General features: G+C 65.4%; 15 protein-coding genes. 6 read left to right on the top strand and 9 right to left on the bottom strand.

The genetic code is table 11. From position 1 onward, the window contains the following. Positions 1–5 precede the first annotated feature (5 nt). Positions 6–596: a biliverdin-producing heme oxygenase gene (locus K369_RS24330; protein WP_051948663.1), complete on the bottom strand. Its 591-nt coding sequence runs from the start codon at positions 594–596 to the stop codon at positions 6–8. Beyond that, a complete protein-coding gene (locus K369_RS01020) occupies positions 593–3208 on the bottom strand; it encodes an HWE histidine kinase domain-containing protein (protein WP_036286539.1) in 2616 nt (871 codons plus the stop codon). Before K369_RS01020 ends, K369_RS24330 begins: the two co-directional genes overlap by 4 nt. A 158-nt stretch (positions 3209–3366) precedes the next feature. On the opposite strand from K369_RS01020, the gene K369_RS01015 reads away from it, so the two are divergent. After that, complete coding sequence (locus K369_RS01015) at positions 3367–3864, top strand: hypothetical protein (protein ID WP_036286537.1); 498 nt, start codon at positions 3367–3369, stop codon at positions 3862–3864. Here K369_RS01015 and K369_RS01010 read toward each other — a convergent pair. The 4 genes from K369_RS01010 to K369_RS00995 form a co-directional block, all read right to left on the bottom strand. Further along, a complete protein-coding gene (locus K369_RS01010) occupies positions 3815–4228 on the bottom strand; it encodes a hypothetical protein (protein ID WP_036286533.1) in 414 nt (137 codons plus the stop codon). The two genes, K369_RS01015 and K369_RS01010, sit on opposite strands and share 50 nt — an antisense overlap. A 205-nt stretch (positions 4229–4433) precedes the next feature. After that, positions 4434–4895 (bottom strand): SRPBCC domain-containing protein, encoded by a 462-nt coding sequence (locus K369_RS01005; RefSeq protein ID WP_018265926.1) that lies wholly within the window; start codon positions 4893–4895, stop codon positions 4434–4436. Between the two features lie 60 nt (positions 4896–4955). Then, positions 4956–5294 carry a Rieske 2Fe-2S domain-containing protein gene (locus tag K369_RS01000; RefSeq protein ID WP_018265927.1) on the bottom strand — a complete coding sequence of 113 codons (339 nt, stop codon included), beginning with the start codon at positions 5292–5294 and terminating at the stop codon, positions 4956–4958. 211 nt (positions 5295–5505) lie between these two features. Further along, positions 5506–6366: a bifunctional 5,10-methylenetetrahydrofolate dehydrogenase/5,10-methenyltetrahydrofolate cyclohydrolase gene (locus K369_RS00995; protein WP_036286524.1), complete on the bottom strand. Its 861-nt coding sequence runs from the start codon at positions 6364–6366 to the stop codon at positions 5506–5508. 454 nt (positions 6367–6820) lie between these two features. Between K369_RS00995 and K369_RS00990 the strand changes: the two genes are divergently transcribed. Beyond that, a complete protein-coding gene (locus K369_RS00990) occupies positions 6821–7141 on the top strand; it encodes a hypothetical protein (RefSeq protein ID WP_036286522.1) in 321 nt (106 codons plus the stop codon). Positions 7142–7236: 95 nt separating this feature from the next. On the opposite strand, the gene K369_RS00985 is transcribed toward K369_RS00990, so the two are convergent. From K369_RS00985 to K369_RS00975, 3 genes are all read right to left on the bottom strand, one after another. Next, entirely contained in the window at positions 7237–8709 is a 1473-nt protein-coding gene (locus tag K369_RS00985) for an MBL fold metallo-hydrolase (RefSeq protein WP_036286520.1), read from the bottom strand. Positions 8710–8829: 120 nt separating this feature from the next. Further along, positions 8830–9144, bottom strand: coding sequence for an acylphosphatase (locus K369_RS00980; protein WP_036287437.1), 315 nt, complete (start codon positions 9142–9144; stop codon positions 8830–8832). A 26-nt stretch (positions 9145–9170) separates the two neighbouring features. Beyond that, positions 9171–10580, bottom strand: a complete 1410-nt coding sequence (locus K369_RS00975; RefSeq protein WP_198032987.1) for an aryl-sulfate sulfotransferase — start codon at positions 10578–10580, stop codon at positions 9171–9173. A 294-nt stretch (positions 10581–10874) separates the two neighbouring features. Between K369_RS00975 and ribA the strand changes: the two genes are divergently transcribed. From ribA to K369_RS00955, 4 genes are all read left to right on the top strand, one after another. Next, on the top strand, positions 10875–11981 hold the full coding sequence (gene ribA, locus K369_RS00970; RefSeq protein WP_245278045.1) for a GTP cyclohydrolase II RibA: 1107 nt from the start codon (positions 10875–10877) through the stop codon (positions 11979–11981). A 141-nt stretch (positions 11982–12122) separates the two neighbouring features. Next, complete coding sequence (locus tag K369_RS00965) at positions 12123–13376, top strand: efflux RND transporter periplasmic adaptor subunit (protein ID WP_036286516.1); 1254 nt, start codon at positions 12123–12125, stop codon at positions 13374–13376. A gap of 10 nt (positions 13377–13386) precedes the next feature. After that, positions 13387–16485, top strand: a complete 3099-nt coding sequence (locus K369_RS00960; protein WP_036286514.1) for an efflux RND transporter permease subunit — start codon at positions 13387–13389, stop codon at positions 16483–16485. Then, complete coding sequence (locus K369_RS00955; RefSeq protein WP_036286510.1) at positions 16482–19685, top strand: efflux RND transporter permease subunit; 3204 nt, start codon at positions 16482–16484, stop codon at positions 19683–19685. The genes K369_RS00960 and K369_RS00955 overlap by 4 nt, the downstream gene beginning before the upstream one ends. The last annotated feature ends 31 nt before the right edge of the window (positions 19686–19716 follow it).

Genomic DNA, 19716 nt, shown 5'->3' with positions numbered 1-19716 from the left:
CGCGCCTATTCGTGATCGGCGAGCCAATGCTCGAGCGCGTGAAAGCTCGCCTGCGCGCCATGAATCATCGCTGGCAGCAGGCCGCGCGCCGCGCCCGCCTCCAGCGCCGCGCAGCAGAGACGCCAATCCTCCGTCTCGCCGCCGGAGAAGAACCGCCGGCCGCGCGCGCAGCCGGCGCCGAGCAGCGGATCGAGCGCGGCGGCGAGAAAGGCCGCGCCGAGGCTCGATCCTTCGCGCACATAGAGCGCGCCGAGCCATTCGCCCGGCTCGCTCAGCGCCGGCGCCTCCGCCATGGGCAGACGCGCGATGAATTCGCCGCTCGCGCCGAGATCGAGAAGATCGCGCGTCAAAAGATGCGCGCGGGCGCCGATGCGCAGATCGACGCCATGGCCGAGCGCGGCCTCGATCAGCGCGCGCTCGAAAGGCAGATGAAATCCATAGAGCCGCCCGAGCAGGCGCGAATATTGCGGCGCTGCGATCGTCCCCGCGGCGAGCGCCGCCAACGTCGGATGCGCATGCAGCCGCAGATGCGCCGCCCGCGTCGCGCTGCGCAGCGCCGTGCGCGCCGGTGATACGATCTCGCCCGCGACGCTCACGCGCGCGACGCCCGCGGCCGCGAGGCCGCGCTTGTCGAGGCGTCTTGCGACATTGCGCGCGAGAGCGCGCCGACCAGCTCCTCCGACGCATAGGGCTTGGCGACGACGGGACGGCCGGCGAAGCGCGCAGGCGTCACGATGCGACTCTCGAAGCCCGTGGTGAAGACGAAAGGAACATGCGCCTGCGCCAGCGCGTCGGCGACCGGCCATACCGGCTCGCCGTCGAGATCTATATCGAGCAGAGCGACGTCGAAATCGGGCCGCAGCGCCGCGCGCAAGCCGTCCCAGACCGTGGCGCAGCTATGCGCGATCTCCATGCCCCATTCCTCCAGCAGCTCGCGGACGGAGATCGCGACGAGAGCGGCGTCCTCGACCAGCAGAACGCGCCGATGCGACAGGGCTCGCGGGGTCGGCTCCGCGTCGCCGTCGCCGCGCGGCGGCCGCTTCTCGCTCTCGCGCGGCCCCTTGGCGAAGGCGATCTGCGAGACGGGAATGCGCAGGCGGCATTCGACGCCGCTCGCCGCGAAGCTCAGCTCCGCCGCGCCGCCGAGATCGATCGCCAGCGTGCGCTCGATCAGCATGCGGCCGAAGCCGGAGCGCTCCGGCGGAACGACCTTCGGGCCTTTGCTCTCCTTCCAGATCAGCTCGACGCGCTCCTCGCCCTTCTCGCGGCGACGGCGCCAATCGACGCGCACCACGCCGCCCGGCGCAGAGAGCGCGCCATATTTGGCGGCGTTGGTGGCGAGCTCGTGAATCGCCATGCTGACGGCGAGCGCCGCCTTGGGCTTCAAGGCGATCGGCTCGCCGCTGATGTGGCAGACGTTCGTCTCCGCTTGGCGAAAGGGCGCGAGCTCGTCCTCGACGATGGCGCGGATCGACAGTCCTTCCCATCGGCTCTGCGTCAGCAGATTTTGCACGCGCGCCATCGTCAGCAGCCGGCTCTGCAATGTCGCGTTGAACTCCTCGAGCGAAGCGGAGGAGCGCGCCGTGAAGCGCACCAGCGATTGGATCACCGACAGCGTGTTCTTCACGCGATGCTCGAGCTCGGCCATCAGAAAATCCTGACGCGCCTGCGCCGCCTGCCGCTCGCGCACGGCGAGATCGAGCGCATGAACGAAGACCTCGAGGATAGCCGAGCGCAGCGACCGCGCGATTTCTATCTCCGTGTCGCTCCAGGCGCGCGATTGCAGGCGCACAGTCTCTTCCCAGGCCTCGAAGGAGGCGCGCGGCGTCAGCGTCTCGCCATCCGCCTCCACCGCCTTGGCGGGATTTCCCGCCCAGCGCACGACCTGCCGCAGCTCGCCGCGGAAAAACAGCACATAATCCTTCGGCGCGCGCGAGACGCCGATGGCGAGAACGCCGGAGGCGACGTCGCGATAGGCCTCCGCCGGCGCATAGGAGAGCGGCAGGCGATCGGTCGAGAGCACGCCCTGCTGCGCATGCTCGTGAATCCAGCCGACCAGCGCGCCGATCTGCGCGACGGAAGGCGCGCGGCCGAGCGTCGCGCATTCGCCCTCGACGCAGACCGCGCAGCCGTCGGCCTCGATCAGATCGAGCAGATTGGGCTGCCCGCCGAGCAGCGCGCCGGCGAGATCGCCACGGCCGGACATGGCGCCGACGAGACGGCTCTGCACCTCACCCGCGCGCATGCGCCGCTTTGACGTCTCACCGTCGAGGCGGCTCTGAAACTCGAGCGAGATCATCTGCGCGAACAGCTCGCAAGCGGCGCGACGGCGCAAATCGAGAAAATGCGGCGTGCGATGATGGCAGGCGACGAGGCCGAACAGCTTGCCGCCGACGACGATCGACAAGGACATGGAGGCGCGCACGCCCATATTGGCGAGATAGCGCAAATGCACAGGCGAGACGCTGCGCAACATGCTGTAGCTGAGATCGAGCGGGCGGCCGGTGGAGCGCGAGAGCGCCGGCTCTATCGGCGCCGGCGTGTAGCGCGCGTCCGGTATGAGGCGCAGCCAATTGGTCACATAGAGCTTGCGCGCCTGCTGCGGAATGTCGGAGGCGGGAAAGCGCAGACCGAGATAGGAATCGCAACTCTCCGCCGCCGTCTCGGCGATGACGCTTCCCGAGCCGTCCGGCAAAAAGCGATAGACCATCACATGGTCGAAGCCCGTGGCCTTCGCCGTCTCTCGAGTTATCGCCTCGGCATAGGCCTCTATGGTCTCGGCCGGCGCCGTCGCGGAGAGCATGTTCTGCACGAGCCCGAGCGGATCACGCTCGACGTCGGCGCGCCGCGGCTCCAGCTCGATGAGGATCACCCGATCGCCTATATGGACGACGCCCTCGAGCGCGGCCGCGCCGCCGCTCGCCTCGGTCTCGAAGGCGAGGCAGGAGCGCGGCCCCTCGTCGGCGACGAGGCGCGTCAGCCGCGTCGCCGCGACCGCGCCGAGCCGCGCCTCCAAATTCTGGCCGAGCAGAGCGCTATGCGAGGCGCCGAGCAGCGCCTGCGTGTCGCCGGCGATCTGGTCGATACGCATATCGTCTGGATCGAGGGCCAGAAGCACGCCATGTGGCTGGATCGCCCCCGGCGTGTGGATCGGCTCCCGATCGCAAATCGATAGCTCGACGCTCTGCGGGGCGTCTCCTGCCGTCATCGCGTCGCCGCTCCAGCGTCATGTGGGTCGAGCGGTCATATAAGGCCGGACGCCTCGGCCTGTAGGGGCGCCGGCGGCGCGTCTCACGGTGAATCAAAATTAACCATTGGTCCCTTAAGCTCCGCAACCATTGCCAGACCAAACAGGACTGAATTTCCATGCGCTTTCATGTCGGCCGCAATTATCGCGCGGACGGAGCCAGATATCGTAAGGCCGCGACGCCGCAAACCGCCAGCGATCTCGTTCTGGCGGCGCGCTCGGCCGCGCGCGACAGCGAGCCCGCGGCGCCGCGCAAATCGCCATTCGCACGCGCCGTCCTCGTCGTCGCGACGCTCGCTGCGCCGCCCTTCGCCGGACGCGCCTATCTCGACGCGACGCGGACCGAGCCGGCCACGATCGCCGCCGAGGAGACCAGGCCGACGATTCGGCAGGCGGGATTGCAGCCGGCGGGATTGCAGCCGGCTTCGCCTCTGCAAAAGGCCGAGCGCGAAGATATCGATCTGACGGCCACAGGCTCGACGCCGCCCCGACAGGAGGCTGCGGCCGCCGGCTCTGCGGCCACTGCGCCAGCGCCCGCCAGGACGCGACGAGCGGCGAGCGGCTCCGTCAGCCGTTCGGCCAGAGAAATTTCGAGAAGCCCGGAATCGTATCGGTGATGGTCTGCAGCTTGGGTCGGCCGACCGCCTGCTCGGCGAGCACGAAGACCGCTTTGGCGAGCATCTGCAGCTGCGCGGCGGAGAGCCCCATGCTGGTCAGCCGCGAGGTCAGCTCGACCACGTCCTTTTGATTTTTTCCGACCAGAGCCCCGAGGCCGCCGAGCGCCAGCCCGAGCAGGCCGCGGCGCGGCGCCGCGAGCGCCGCCTCGACCGTCTCGCGCCCGCCGGGAACGCGCGCGATCAGCTCCGCGCCTATGGCGGCGTCGCGCTTCTCCAGAAACGCGAAAATATGACCGATCGCGAGACGGGCGGTCGGCGCCGAAATGCCGACGTAATTGCCGATGGATGCGGCGATCTCCTCCATTTGCCCTCCGGTTCGTCGATGCGCGCGAGACGAGCGCCCGGCTTTTTAAGCTTTGACGCAGCGCCGCGCCATAGCCGCGCGCAAGTCATCGACAGACGACGGCGCCGCCGGAGCCTCTGCCCCGGCGGCGTCGCATCGTTCAGGGCGCCGCGATCACGCAGTCACATTCAACGCGGGCCTGACGGGGACGAGGCCGTCTCGAAGATCAGGGCTCGTGCTCGAGGAGATCGGGGATGCGCTTGGCGAGGCTGCGCATCACGCTGTCCGCGCCTTTGAGCATGATGTCATAGAGCGCGTCGGAGGTCGGCTCGGTGGAGATCCCCTCCTGGATGAAGTGGAAATGCGTGCCGCCATCGGGCAGAGCGGAGATCGTCCAGGTGACGGTCACATCCATATAGTGACCGAATCCCTTGAGCTCCTCATGGCCGCCCTTCCAGCGGAAACTGAGCTTCTCGCCGGGGACGACCTCGAGCACCTTGCATTGGAACTCGCCGTCCCAACGCTCGATCGGGCGGCTCCAGATGGTGAAGGAATGTCCGACCTCGGGCCGGATGTCATTGGGGAAAAACCAGACGGCGAGCCATTCCGAATCCGTCATGGCGCGCCAGACTGCGTCGACCGGATGCTCGAAATCTTTCTCGGTCGTGATGCTTCGCGTCTCGGTCACGGCTATCGCTCCTGTTTCAGAATTAGAAGCAACAACCCTGCCAAAATGCCGGGCGGCGGCTCACGCCGGCGCGCGCGCGACCTTGGCCGGACCGAGATCGACCTGGATCTCGTCGCCCTCTATCTTCAGCTCGTAAGGATGCAGGGCGTTGCGGACGAGATGCGTCACGCATTTGCCGTTGACGCCGTCGAAGCCCCAATTGTGATAATTGCAGAGCACGGTCTTGCCGTCGAAACTGGCTTCATTGAGCGGCATGTCGGCATGTGGACAGCGGCCGCGAAAAGCCTTCAGCTCGCCGCCGGCCGGCCAGACCAGCAGAACGCTCTTGCGGCCGGCCTGAAACAGGCCCATGGCCCCTTCGCTCACGGCGCTGGTGTTGCAGATAAAGGTGAACGCCATCGGGATCGCCCTCGTTTCAAGAAGCTTCCCGCCGCGACACGCAAGTTGCGGACCAACGCCCACATGGCGACGCCCCCTGCTCTCCCGGATGCGCACCTTCGAGCCTCGGAGATCTACCGTAAGCTCCCGGGCGGGATCGCAGGGCCGGCGCCACGAATATCAATGTGGCGCATAATTTCGCTAAAAACAGCGGACCGATTGTCGCAATCGCTCACAGACGATGCGCCGCCTCGGCATGGGCGATCAGCGACAGGAGATTTTCCAGAATGAGAACCGAGGTCAGCGGCCCTACTCCACCGGGAACCGCGGTGAGGCGAATGTCCAGCCCCTCGAGCGCGGCCGCATCCACATCGCCGGCGAGCTTGCCGTCGATGAAGCCGACGCCGGCGTCGACGACGAGCTGCCCATCCGCAAAATAATCGCGACCGAAGAAATGCGGACGGCCCGTCGCCACGAAGACGATATCGGCCGCGCGCGAGAATTTCGGAATGTCCGGCGTCGCCGAATGGCAGATCGTCACTGTGGCGCCGGCGTTGACCAGCATATTGGCGAGCGGCTTGCCGACGGTGCGGCCGCGGCCGATGACGGCGACCGTCTTGCCGGCGAGCGGCCCTTGCGTCTCCGCCATGGCGATGCAGGCGCGCGGCGTCGCGGGCGCGATGAAGCGCTGATGCGGCCCATTCTGCAGCAGCGCGCCGAGATTGCCGACGGAGAGCCCATCCGCGTCCTTGCTCGCGGGAATGAGATTGGTCACGTCGATCTCGTCGAATTCGGGCTTGGAGGACATAACCACGATGACGCCGTGAATATCCGGGCGCGCGCAGAGGTCACGCATATGCGCGGCTATATCGGCATAGGAGCCGGCATGTGAGAGATCGACGCCCTCGAAAGCGGCGCCGACTTCCTCCGCATGCTTGCGCTTGACGGCGACATAGCTCAGCGCCGCCGGATCGGAAGAGCAGACGACGGCGGCGAGCTTGGGCGTGACGCCGCGCGCCTTCAGCGCGACGATCGCCTCCGTGAGCGCCGCCTTGCGGGCGGCGACGATCTCCTTGCTGTAGATTTTCTGCATAGGACACGCCTTTCGCAGCGCCCGGCCCGGCTCCGCTATAATCCGAAAGACGCGCAATCTATGCGCGGCCTTTCGACGCTGTCACGAGCGTGGTCGCCGCATCGTCGCTCGCGGCGCGCCGGAAAAATTATCGGCGAGCAGACGGCCAAACGCCGCGCGCAAATACTGACATTACACAACCATAAATTGCAAATTATTCGTGCATGTCGCAAAACGGCGCAGTCGATCGGGACGCCTCGCGTCTTTGATTTCGCGTAATTTTCGATATTTCCTCCATTCGTGGGATTTGGAGGCATAACGATTGCGTTAAGGTAAACAGGATCGAGCGCACGTTTCATTTTGAAATGGGCAAACCCTCTATCCCTGTAAAAATATTGCGTATCTTCAATACATTGAGAGTCTTACGTTGTGAAGCTCTCGATCACCGCGCCAAAATGACACAGTGAAATAGACGATGAACAAGAAAAACGATCCATCGATCAATTATGATCCGAAGCAGGAGCGCGCCCAACGACGTCAGCCTCCTCTCCATTCCGACGACGGGGCGGCGAAGCCGGTGAACGCCGAGCCGCTAGCGGATAAGTTGCGCCATGTCCGCGCGATCCTGCGCGCCGTCGAAGAATCGCGCGAGCAGAATCTGACGACCAAGCGCCTCTTCGAGCCGACGGCGATCGATTGCCTCAAGCAGCTCGTCGAAGCGCTCGACAGAAACGAGGGCGTCGAAGCCGCTCTCGTCGATGCACGAACGATTTTGAAGACTGCCGGAATGGGCTGAATGAAACGAAAGACGCCGGGCCAATAGGCCCGGCGTCTCTTCCTGCTCGGAGCGGGCTCCAACGGCGCCAGAGCGCGCCGCCGGAGCCCTCTCGATCAATTGGCGGCGGCTTTTTTCAGGCCGATCGCCGCGCGCAGCTCGTCGATGGTCGCGACGCGCCCATGCAGGCCGGCGATGCGCTCGACATCGAGATGGAGCTTCTGAATATTGTCGTAGAGATTGACCGAGAACGGATTGGGCGTCGCCGGCGGCGGCGCGCCGACCGCGGCCGGCGTATAGGCGTCGGCCTCGATCACCAGCTTCTCCTTCGGCAGATAGACGAGCGCGAGATCATCCGAATGGCCGCTGCCGGCGATGTGATGAATCTCGATCGCATGCAGGTCGCCGAGCGCGTGCTTATGCTCATAGGTCTCGAACTTCGCCGCCTTCTTCGAGGCCGCGAGACGATCGGGACGCAGCGTATGCGGCGCGGCCCAGGCCTTCTCGTAATAGGCCTTGCTGATGTCCTGCGTCACAATGGTCGCGCCGGCGTCGACGAAAGTGCGCAGACCGCCCGAATGGTCGAAATGCACATGGCTGTTGACCACATATTTCACCGGCTTGCCGGGAATGATCTCGCCGATCTTCTGGAGCAGCGCGATCGAACGCTCCTCGCTGAGCGGCGCCTCGATCAGCACCACATGGTCCTTCTCTTCAACCGCGAGGCTGTGGTGCGTGCCGCCGGTGAGATAGAAGACGCCATCGGCGAGCTTCTCGGACGCCACGGTGACGACGGGCGCGGTCGCGCTCGCGACATTGGCGGGAACCGCAATGTCGACGGCGCCGTTGGCCTTGGCCGAAGCGACATTGACATGCAGAATCTCGTGGCCGCCTTCGCTGCGATGAATCTCGGCCGGGAAATGCAGCCCGCCGAAATCCTTATAGCCCGAGAAATGCGTCTCGATCAGCGTGTCGCCCAGCACCGGCGTGTCGACCCAGGTCTTGATCGCCGACACATGATTATCGGCTCCGATCGTGCCGACGAAGCGGCGTGCGCCAATGGCGAAGGAGACCTCGACGCCGGAGCCGGCGGTCTCCGATTTCGCATTATTGGCGAGAGCGGCTTTCAGAAAGCCCTGCGGCGTCGCCCAGATTTCGGCGACGCGCTCGTCCACTGCGGCCGGAGCCGGCGTCGCCACCGGAGCGGCGCCCGGAGCCGCGCCCTGCGGCGGCGCGACATTCCAAGCCTTGTCGCCGACGATGGACCATTCGAGCTTCTGCTCGACGGGAGCGGGACGGGCGCGGCCGTCGGGCGTCTGCGAGCGGGTGATGAGCACGCGCTCGGCAGCCTTGTCGAAGTCGATCGCCGCGCTATAGGCGGAGACGTCGAACTTCGGCCAATCGCCGCCGGGAATCGGGGCCTGGCCGAACTGATGCCAATGGCCGGCGCCGGCGAATTCCAGCGTTTTGACGCTGGCGGCGGAGGCGAGCGTCGCCGCCTCCTGCAGCGAGGCGGCGTGCGCCGCTCCCGCAAAGACCGACGCCGTCAGTCCTAAACCGGCGAGCGTCTTGAAACTGCGTATCGACATGAGAACCTCTCTCTTCTTCGGGTGGCGCAGATTTTCATCAGCGCGTCGTGACGCGCCGATGCGGGGGAAATGGCCGCGTCTTCTGCTCGCGGACTCTCGGCTGGCGGACCGAAGGGGGCGTCACGCCGCCGGCGCGGCGACGAAACCGCTCTCGCCGCCGCCTTCCGCGAGCGCGTGAGCGTCGGCCTCGTCGACACGATAGGAATCGATGCGCGCTGTCGCTGGCCCTTTCGCCGCGAGAGCGAGAAACTCGTCGACGACAACCGCGTGACCGGCGATCAGCGTCTCCACCGAGCCGTCGGCGCGATTGCGGACCCAGCCGGCGAGATGCAGCCGCCCGGCCTCGCGGGCGACAAAGACGCGATAGCCGACATTCTGCACATGCCCTTCGACGATGATGCGGGCGATGCGTCTCTCGCTTTGCGGCGACGTCACGGGATTCTCCCAGATAATGCGCGGTCTCATTTGGATGTCACGCGAAAGCCTGCGTTCTCCGGCGGCGCTATGGCCGCCTCCGCATGCGGCGTCCCCTCCGGCGCCCAGTCGTAAGGCACGGGCTGCGCGCGATAGACGCTGTAATTGAGCGTCGGCCTTCCCGTCTGAGCGTCCTTGCCGCGCCGCGGATAGGGATTGAGATATTCCCAGACGATCTCGCCCTCGGGCGTCACCTGGAAGAAGCGCCCGATCTGACCTTCGTCGATGAATGTATTGCCATTGGGCAGGCGCCGCGCATTGCTGATATGCGTGCTGCGGAAGGTCCAGCCGGGGTTGCCGGAGCTCGCGCCGGTATATTGCCAGACGATCTGCTTAGTGACCGGATCGATCTCCAGCACGCGCGAGCCGCCCGTGAAGGTGACGGAAGCGCGCGGATAGCCGGCCTCGCCCTGATTGTCGAAGACGAGAAGATTGCCGGCGCCGGGCAGACCCTTGGGAATTATATGCGCGTCATGCTGGCCGGAGATTTGATCGACTGGCCGCGGAACCTTGCGCGATGTCGTCGTTCCATCCTCCGACACCGGCGGGAAATGCGGCCCCAGCGTCCAGACGATCTTGCGCGTCTTGCGATCGACGATGGCGATGAAATTGCCGTTGCGTGAGTCGAAGATGAGATTGTCCGGCGCAAAACGCGCATCGCCCTCGTCATACCAATGATTGGGGCCGACGGGCTTCAGATCATTGACATGGAGATAGTCCGGATTCTTCGAGCCCTTTATCAGCTTCAGCTCATCGGCCGTGAAGCCGATCTCGTCGATATGATCCGAAGCCGCCCAGGTCCACACGATATCACCGTCTGGATTCGCCTCGTAAGCGACATCGTCCAGAACTTGCGGCGCTGCGAAGCCGGGAAGCGGATAGGAGATATTGGCGAGCAGCAGCGTGTTGCCATTGGGCAGGCGCGTTATGTCATGATGCTGGCGCGCGACGCCGCCCGGCGCCGCGGAGCCGAAGCTCCACACGGGCTTGCCGTCCCAATCGACCTCGCCGACCGTCTTGCGCACGCGCGTCTGGGCGCGGCCGGGCGTGAGATCGGTTCCCCTGCCCTCCTCGCTCTCCAGCGTGACGAATATATGCCCGCGCGCGCCCTCAACGAGCGCCGGATCGATGAAGGAAACGGGCTGGCCCGTATATTTCCACTCGCGCACGACCTTGCCGGTGAGATCGACGAGCCTCGTCACATCGTCGCCGCCGGCGAAGAGAACATAAGAATTATAGGCGCGCGCAGGATCGTAGATGGTCGCGCCCGTCGGATAGACGCTGGGCTCCGCCGAGGCGCCGGCCGCCGCCGCCGCGAGAGCGCCCACGCAGGCGCTGCGCAAAAACGACGTTCCGAAAAGGGTTTCGATCGAAAAGCGATGCCTGCCGCGGGCCATCGGACGCTCCCGTCTTGCTGCGATGCCGCCATTATATTCACACTTATCAGCTATGATAAATAGCAAAACGCTCGAGTTCTGCACATAAGAAGGAATTTGCCTCGCGCCTCGCCGAAAGAGACTCGCCGCCTCGCGGAACGACATGCTCTAAAGTGTTTTTCTATATGCGCGTCGCGCTTCCGCGCGGCGCCGACCGAGAATGCGCAGGCGCGGCTCTGCTCGAAAAATTGCACTTGGCGGATGGACAAGAAAAACTATATCTGTCGAGCTTATGTAGAAAGCGCCGGAGGCATTGTGACAATCTCATCCTCTCGACCGGGTTTCCGCGACGCCCCGGGGGAAATCGAAGTCGAGCGCGCCATCGCCGAAATCCGCGCCGGACGGTCGATCATTCTGCATGAGAATGGAGAGCGCATTCTCGCTCTCGCCGCCGAGGCGCTCGACTCCTTCTATTGCGAGAGCTTCGATCGTCTCGGCCGCGCCGACGCGCGCCTCGCCCTCTCGGCGCCGCGCTTGCGCCGCCTCGGCGCGCAGCGCCGCGAGGCCGGCGCCGTCGCAATGCCCGTGCTCGACGTCGCGCGGGCGCACGCCCTCGCTTTCGATTCCGATGCGCGCCTCGATGCGCCCGCCGCCGCTCTGTCCACGCTCGAGGAATGCGCAGTAGAGCTGATGCGTCTCGCACAAGTGCTTCCCGCGGCGATCATCGCCGGCGCGGAGGGCGCCGAAGCGGGGTTCGCCCGCCCGCTCGAGGTCGCCAGCGCCAATGTCGCCGCCTACCAGTCCACACGCCTCGCGGCTCTGCGGATCGTCTCACGCGCGCGCGTGCCGCTCGAGGGCGCGCCAGACAGCGAGTTCATCGTGTTTCGCGGCGGCGAAGGATTGCGAGATCAGGTGGCGATCGTCATCGGCGAGCCGAATTTCGCGCGCGCCGTCAATGTGCGCCTGCACTCGGCCTGCCTCACCGGCGATCTCTTCGGCAGCCTCAAATGCGATTGCGGCGATCAATTGCGCTATACGGCGCGCTTCATGACCGAGAATGGCGGCGGCGTGCTGCTCTATCTCGATCAGGAAGGCCGCGGCAACGGGCTCGCCAACAAGATTCGCGCCTACGACCTTCAAGCGCGCGGCTTCGACACCTATGACGCCGACGAGACGCTCGGCTTCGACAAAGACCAGCGGCGTTTCGCCTTCGCCGCCGAAATGCTGAAGCTGCTCGGCGCGCGCCGCGTGCAGCTGCTCACCAATAATCCCGAGAAGATCGACGCGCTCACGCAAGCAGGGCTCGAGGTTGTCGCCGACCAGCGCATAATGGGGCGCCGAAACACCCATAATGTCCGCTATTTGGCCGCCAAGCGCGACAAGGCTGGACATCTCATCGACCTCGACCGCGCCCCCGCCTGACGCAAATGGCGGGGAGCGCGCCGCCGAATATATTGATTATTCCTATATTCCATATATGCTTAAAATGGATCATCGGCGCGACGACAAAAACATTGGGCGCGCGCCGACGCACAATGCGATTCTCGTGGGGGTTTCGACGCAATGAGTTCCGATCTGACCGAAGCGGCCCCTCCTTTCATCGGAGCGGCGAGACGCTTGCTGCCGCGTCGGAACCTCACTCGCTGGATCGTCGCGGGGCTCGTCGGCGCTGTCGCGATAGGCGCATGGCGCTATTGGGCCGCCGAAACGCCAGCTTCTCCCTCGCCCGGCCGCGGACCGACCATCGCCGTCGCCGTCGCGGAGATCACGCGCGGGGACTTTCCGGTCGTCTTCTCGGGCCTCGGCACAGTGACCGCCTCCGCGACATCGGTGGTGAAAGCGCAGGTCTCCGGCCCGCTGGTGGAGGTTCGCTACAAGGAGGGCCAGATTGTCAAGGCCGGCGACATTCTCGCGCGCATAGACCCCCGGCCTTTCGATCTTGCCGTGGCGCAGGCGCAGGCCCAGCTCCAGAAGGACGAGGCGCTTCTGCAGAACGCCGAGCGCGATCTCGCCCGCTATGAGCTGCTGCGCACGAAGGTGAAGGACGCCGTCTCCGGCCAGCAGCTCGACACGCAGCGCGCGCTCATCGGCCAATATCGCGCCGCCGTCGAGATGGATCGCGCGCAGGTCGGACAGGCGAAATTGAATCTCAGCTACGCCGATATCGCAGCGCCGATCGACGGCCGCATCGGCCTGCGTCTCGTCGACCCCGGCAATATCGTGCAGACCAATGATCAGAACGGCATAGCCGTGGTGACGCGGCTCTCGCCGATCACGGTGATCTTCACTCTGCCGGAGGTGAGGCTGCAGAGCGTGCTGAAGCGTTTTCGCTCCGGCGAGGCGCTTGCCGTCGTCGCCTATGATCACGAGCATTCGCAGGCGCTCGCGCATGGCGTTCTCTATGCGATCGACAATCAGATCGACGCGACCTCCGGCACGGTGAAGCTGCGCGCCGAATTCTCCAATGAGGACGAGAAGCTCTACCCAAATCAATTCGTCAACGCCGAATTGACGGTGGAGACGCTGCTCAATGTCGCGCTCGCCCCGGCGCCGGCGATTCAGCGCGGCGCCAAAGGGCCTTTCGTCTATGTGCTGGAGAGCGACGACAAGGTCTCCGTGAAGCCGGTTCGGATCGGCCCGAGCGACGGCGAGCGCGCGGTGATCGAGGGCGGCCTCACGCCCGGACAGCGCGTGGTGGTGGAAGGCGTGGACAAGCTGCGCGACGGCGCCAAGGTGACGCTCGCCGCCGGACCGGGCGCGGAGAAGAAATCCCCTCCCGCCGAGGGGCGTCGTCCAGAAAAAGCCCCGGCGCCGTGAGCGCCTGCAGATGAGCGTCGATATTTCCCGCCCTTTCATCGAGCGCCCCGTCGCCACCACTCTGCTGATGGCGGCGATCTTCCTCGCTGGCGCGATCGGCTTTCGCCTCCTGCCCGTCTCGGCGCTGCCGCAGATCGACTATCCGACGATCGAGGTGCGCACCTTCTATCCCGGCGCCAGCCCGGAGGTGATGGCGGCCACCATCACCGCGCCGCTCGAGCGCCAGCTGGGGCAAATGCCCGGCCTCACGCAGATCGCCTCGACGAGCTCCGGCGGCGCTTCGATCATCACGCTGCAATTCAATTTGAAGCTCTCGCTGGATTTCGCCGAGCAGCAGGTGCAGGCGGCGATCAACGCCGCGCAGAGCTTTCTGCCGACCGACCTGCCGGCGCCGCCGATCTACGCCAAGATCAATCCCGCCGACGCGCCGGTTCTCACCCTCGCGCTGCGCTCCAAGACGCTGCCGCTGACCGAGGTGCAGGATCTCGCCGACAGCCGCATCGCGCAAAAGATATCGCAGCTCTCCGGCGTCGGCCTCGTCAGCGTCTCCGGCGGCAATCGCCCGGCGGTGGTGGTGCGGGCCAATCCGTCCAAGCTCGCCGCCCACGCCTTGTCGCTCGAGGATTTGCGCTCCGTCATCTCCAACGCCAATGTCAATCTTCCCAAGGGCAATATCGACGGCCGCACACAGCAATTCGCGATCGACGCCAATGACCAGATCCGCAACGCCAAGGATTATGAGGGCCTCGTCGTGGCCTATCGCAATGGCGGGCCGGTGCGGCTCGCCGATGTCGCCGAGGTGACGCCGGGCGCGGAGAATCGCGAGCTCGGCGCCTGGACGGATCTCGAGCCGGCGATCATCGTCAATGTGCAGCGCCAGCCCGGCGCCAATGTCATCGCCGTCGTCGATCAGATCAAGACGCTGCTGCCGGCGCTCTCGGCCTCCCTGCCCGCGGCCATCGATCTCGTCATACTCACCGACCGCACCACGGCGATCCGCGCCTCGATTCATGACGTGGAGATCGAGCTGCTCTTCTCCATCGCGCTCGTCGTCGCGGTCATCTTCCTCTTCCTGCGCAGCCCGCGCGCGACGATCATTCCGAGCGTCGCCGTGCCTTTGTCGCTCATCGGCGCGCTGGCGGCGATGTATCTGCTCGGCTACAGCCTCAACAACCTCACGCTGATGGCGCTCACCATCGCGACCGGCTTCGTCGTCGACGACGCGATCGTGATGATCGAGAACATCTCCCGCTACATTGAGAAGGGCGAGACGCCGCTCTCCGCAGCGCTCATCGGCGCGCGCGAGATCGGCTTCACCATCGTCTCGCTGACGATCTCGCTCATCGCCGTGCTCATCCCGCTGCTGTTCATGAGCGATGTCGTCGGCCGCCTGTTCCGCGAATTCGCGGTGACGCTCGCCGTCACCATAGTGATCTCGGCGGTGGTGTCGCTGACGCTCGCGCCCATGCTCAGCGCCAAGCTGCTGCGCGCCAATGACATGCATTCGCATGACGGGCCTTCCGCCGGCGGCTGGTTCGATCGGCTGATCGACGTCTATGGCGCGACTTTGCGTTTCGTGCTCGCCCATTCGCGCGCGACGCTCGTCAGCTTCCTCGCCACGCTCGCGCTCACCGGCGCGCTCTACGCCGCCATCGGCAAGGGCTTCTTTCCCGTGCAGGACACGGGGCTTGTGCAAGGGTTTTTCGAAGGCGGGCAATCGCTGAACTATGAGGCGATGACGCGCAAGCAGCTCGATCTCGTCGAGCTTCTGCTCGCCGATCCCGCCGTTTCGCGCGTCTCCTCCTATCTCGGCGTGGACGGCGTCAATCGCACGCTCAACAGCGCCCGCCTGCTCATCGAGCTGAAGCCGAAATCCGAGCGCGGCTCCATTTCCGCCGTCACGCGCCGTCTGCAGGACGCCGCGCGCGCTCATGCGATCGGCTCGCTCTTCCTGCAGCCGGCGCAAGACCTCTCCATAGACGCCGGCGTCTCGCGCGGCGAATATCATTTCGCTCTGCAGGACGCCAATCCGGCCGAGCTCTCCGACTATTCCCGCCGTCTCGTCGACAAGCTCTCCCTGCTGCCGCAATTTCGCGACGTGTCGTCGAGCGCGCAGGATGGCGGCCGCGCGCTTTTCGTCGAGATCGACCGCGACGCCGCCGCCCGCTACGGCATCTCCGTCGCGACGATCGACAATATTCTCTATGACGCCTTTGGCCAGCGCATCGTCTCGACTCTGTTCACGCAGACCAATCAATATCGCGTGATATTGGAGACGACGAAGCGCGCGACATCCGGCCTCGACACGCTCGCCGGCCTGCGCATTCCCGCCAATGGCGGACAGGAGACGCCGCTCGCCTCCATCGTGAAGATCAAAGAAATAACCGCTCCGCTCTCCATCGATCATCTCGCGCAATTTCCCTCGACGACGATCTCCTTCAATCTCGCGCCCGGCGCCTCGCTCGGCGCGGCAATGGAGGCGCTTTCTCTCGCTCAGACGGAAATTCAAACGCCGGCGAGCGTCATCACCGTGTTCCAGGGCGCGACGCAGGCCTTCAACGCTTCATCGGTGAGCACGCTGCTGCTGATCCTCGCGGCCATCGTCACTGTCTATATTGTGCTCGGCGTGCTCTATGAGAGCTATATTCATCCGGTGACGATCCTCTCGACCTTGCCCTCCGCCGGCATTGGCGCGCTGCTCGCCTTGATGCTCGCGGGCGATGATTTCTCCGTGATCGGAGTCATCGGCGTCATTCTGCTGATCGGCATCGTCAAGAAGAACGCGATCATGATGATCGACTTCGCGCTGCAGGCGGAGCGCGACGACGGGCTCGCGCCGCGCGAGGCCATCTACAAGGCCTGCATATTGCGCTTTCGCCCCATATTGATGACGACCATGGCGGCGCTGCTCGGCGCCCTGCCCTTGATGCTCGGCTCCGGCGAAGGCGCGGAGCTGCGCCAGCCGCTCGGCGTCGCCATCGTCGGCGGGCTGATCTTCAGCCAGATTCTCACGCTCTACACGACCCCGGTGATCTATCTCGCCTTCGACTTCTGGGCGAAATCTCTGCGGCCGCGTCCGGCGCCCGTCCCGGCCCGGGAGGCGGCATGAATCTCGCCGCGGCTGCGATCGCTCGGCCGGTCGCGACGAGCCTGCTGATGCTCGGCGTGGTGCTCGCCGGCGTCTCCGCATTCTTCCTGCTGCCGACGGCGCCGGTCCCCAATATCGATTTTCCGGTCATCTCCGTTTCCGCCTCCATGCCAGGCGCCAGTCCAGAGACGATGGCGGCCTCGGTGGCGACGCCGCTGGAGAAGAAGCTCGGCCAAATCGCCGGCGTCACCGAAATGACCTCCTCGAGCTCGCTCGGCTCGACGCGCATCTCTCTGCAATTCGATCTCGACCGCAACATAGACGGCGCGCAGCGCGACATACAGGCGGCGATCGCCGCGGCGCGCGCCGATCTGCCAGCGGCCTTGCGCAATAATCCGACCTTCCGCACCTCCAATCCTTCGGAAGTGCCGGTGGCGATCATCGCGCTCTTCTCGGAGCGGATGAGCTCCGGCCAGCTCTATGAGATCGCCGCCAATGTGCTGCAGCAGAAATTCGCGCAGCTCGACGGCGTCGGCCAAGTGACGGTCGGCGGCTCCTCCTTGCCCGCGGTGCGGGTGGAGCTGAATCCGCCCGCGCTGTTCGAGCATGGCGTCTCGCTCGAGGATGTGCGCACGGCGCTCGCCTCGGCCAATTACAACAGCCCCAAAGGCGCGCTAGAGGTCGGCGACCGCCGCCTCACCCTCTACGCCAATGATCAATCGCGGCGCGCCGCCGATTATGAGGGCCTCGTCGTCGCCTATCGCAATGGCGCGACGGTGCGGCTGCGCGACATCGCCGTGGTCGTGGATTCGGTGGAGGATCTGCGCAATTTCGGCATGAGCAACGGCCGCACCGCCGTGCAGGTGCAGATTTTCCGTCAGCCGGGCGCGAATTTCGTCGAGGTGCTCGATCGCATCAAAGGGCTGATGCCGCCGCTCGCCGCGGCGCTCCCCGCCGATGTCGAGATGACCCTCGTGCAAGATCGCACGCTGACCATCCGCACCTCGCTGCACGAGATCGGCCTGACGCTGATCGTCACCATATTTCTCGCTATCTTCATCGTCTATCTGTCGCTGAAGAACGCCCGCGCCACCATCGCGCCCAGCGTCTGCGTGCCCGTGTCGCTGATCGGCGCATTCGGCGCCATGTATCTCCTCGATTACAGCATCAACAATCTCTCGCTGATGGCGCTCACCATCGCCACCGGATTCATCGTCGACGACGCCATCGTCGTCGTCGAGAATGTCATGCGCCGCATAGAGGCGGGCCAGCCGGCGCGGGCCGCGGCGCTGGAGGGCGCGCGCGAGGTGGTTCCGACGCTCGTCTCCATGAGCCTGTCGCTGCTCGCCGTATTTCTGCCCATACTGTTCATGGGCGGCATCGTCGGTCGGCTGATGCGCGAATTCGCCATGACCTTGTCGGTCGCAATTCTCGTATCGCTCATCCTCTCGGTGACGGCGACCCCCATGCTGTGCTCGCGCGTGCTGCGCGATCACGCCGGCCCGCCGCGCTTCTTCCTGCTGCGCTGGAGCGAAAGCGCCTTTGCGGCGCTGCATCGCTCCTATGTGCGCACGCTGGATATCGCGCTGCGCTTCCCGCGCGTGACGCTCGCCGTGCTGCTCGCGACCATGGCGCTCAATTTCTATCTCTTCGATTGCGTGCCGAAGGGCTTCTTCCCGATTCAGGATTCGGGACGCATGCGCGGCGCGATCGTCGCCGATCAGAGCGTCTCCTTCCCGGTGATGAAGGAAAAGCTCGAGAAATTCGTCGCCATTCTCACCTCCGATCCCGGCATAGCCTCGGCCACCGGCAGCATAGGCGGCGGCTTCAGCCCCGGCGGCGCGATCAATGTCGCCGAATTGCTCGTCACCTTGAAGCCGCTCGCGGAACGCAAGGTCTCGGCCGATGCGATCATGGCGCGGCTGCGGCCAAAGCTCGCGCGCATCAGCGGGGCGAGCATGTTCCTGCAATCGGCGCAGGACATACGCATGGGCGGCAGGCCCAGCAACGCAATGTTCCAATATACGCTGCTCGCCGACGAGCTCGACGATCTGCGGCTCTATGCGCCGCGCATCGTCGAAATTCTGCGGCGCGGCGGCGCCCTCCTCGACGTGAGCTCGGATCAGCAGGACAAAGGCCTGCGCAGCGATGTCGTGATCGATCGCGCCAAGGCGGCGCGTCTCGGCCTCACGACGAGCGCTGTCGACAACACGCTCTACGACGCCTTCGGCCAGCGACAGGTGTCGACCATCTTCGAGCCGCTCAATCAATATCATGTGGTGATGGAATCGGCGCCGCAATTTCGCGACACGTTGGCGGCGCTCGACAATCTCTATATCGGCGCCAATCCGCGCGCGGCGAGCCGCATATTCTCGGCGCGCGATCTCGGCAGCCCGGGCAGCGCGGTCAATATGGCGACGCAGCCCATGGTTCCCTTCTCATCCTTCTCGAATTTCGCCGAAGGCGTCACGCCGCTGCAGGTCAATCATCAAGGCCATTTCGCCGCGATTACCATCTCCTTCAATCTGGGGCCGGGAAAATCGCTGCGCGACGCCGCCGAGGCGATCAGGGAAGCCATGGCGAAAGCCGGCGCGCCGGCGACGCTGCAAGGCGTCTTCGCCGGAACCGCCGCCGGCTATCAGGAAGCGCTCGCCAATCAGCCGATCATGATCGCGGCGGCGCTGGCCGCGGTCTATATCGTTCTCGGCATTCTCTATGAGAGCTTCCTGCACCCGCTGACCATACTCTCCACCCTGCCCTCGGCCGGCGTCGGCGCCTTTCTCGCTCTGCTCGGCTGCGGCGCGGAACTCAGCATCATCGCCATGATCGGCGTGCTGCTGCTCATCGGCGTCGTGAAGAAAAACGCCATTATTCTCGTCGATTTCGCGCTCGAGGCCACGCGGCGCGGGCTCTCGTCGAGGGAAGCGATCCGCGAGGCCTGCGTCGCGCGCTTCCGTCCCATTCTCATCACCACGCTCGTCGCCTTGTTCGGCGCGCTGCCGCTGGCGCTCGGCACGGGCGAAGGCGCGGAGATGCGTCGCCCGCTCGGCATCGCCATCGTCGGCGGTCTGCTGGTGAGCCAAGTGTTGACGCTCTACACGACGCCGGTGGTGTTTCTCTACATAGATACGCTGCGATCACGCATCGGCGCAGGCGCATTTCGCTGGAGCGGCTTTCGCCGAAGGCCCGCGCGCGAGACCGAGGCCCCGGCGCCGCTCTAGAGATCCTGGTTGGTCGCGCTTTCTTCACGCG

It is taken from the genome of Methylosinus sp. PW1 (genome assembly GCF_000745215.1).
Lineage (GTDB): Bacteria > Pseudomonadota > Alphaproteobacteria > Rhizobiales > Beijerinckiaceae > Methylosinus.
This window is presented reverse-complemented; position numbering and strand designations above follow the sequence as displayed.